This window comes from Salmonella sp. SAL4457 (genome assembly GCF_046548235.1).
Classification (GTDB): Bacteria; Pseudomonadota; Gammaproteobacteria; order Enterobacterales; family Enterobacteriaceae; genus Salmonella; species Salmonella enterica.
This window is the reverse complement of record NZ_JBGDZO010000851.1, coordinates 1-256: the sequence shown is the minus strand read 5'-3', so window position 1 is coordinate 256 and position 256 is coordinate 1. Positions and strand designations below refer to the sequence as shown.

The following is a 256-nucleotide window of genomic DNA, read 5'->3' as shown; positions in this document are numbered from 1 at the left end:
CCCTACAGAGGAACAGCCATGTCCAGCCGCGCCAGCGCCCTTGTCCTCCTCGCGTTCGTCGCCGCCCCGCTCCGGGCCCAGAACTCCCCTGCCAGTGACGAAGCCCAGGTCCGGTCGGTGGTCGAGTCCTACCTGCACGGTCTCAAATTCAACGACGTCGAAAGCTTGCGTAAGGCGTTCTGGCCCGACGCCAAGCTCTTCTTCGTAGACAAGAAGGGAAGCCTGGGGCAGCTTACCCAGTCCCAGTGGTACGCGA

1 protein-coding gene is annotated in these 256 nt (G+C 63.7%); it reads left to right on the top strand.

Annotated elements, in window-relative coordinates; translation table 11 throughout:
• Positions 1–18: 18 nt before the first annotated feature.
• Positions 19–256 (top strand): nuclear transport factor 2 family protein (locus tag ACLJNW_RS26590; protein WP_410961564.1); only part of this gene is annotated, 238 nt, incomplete at its 3' end.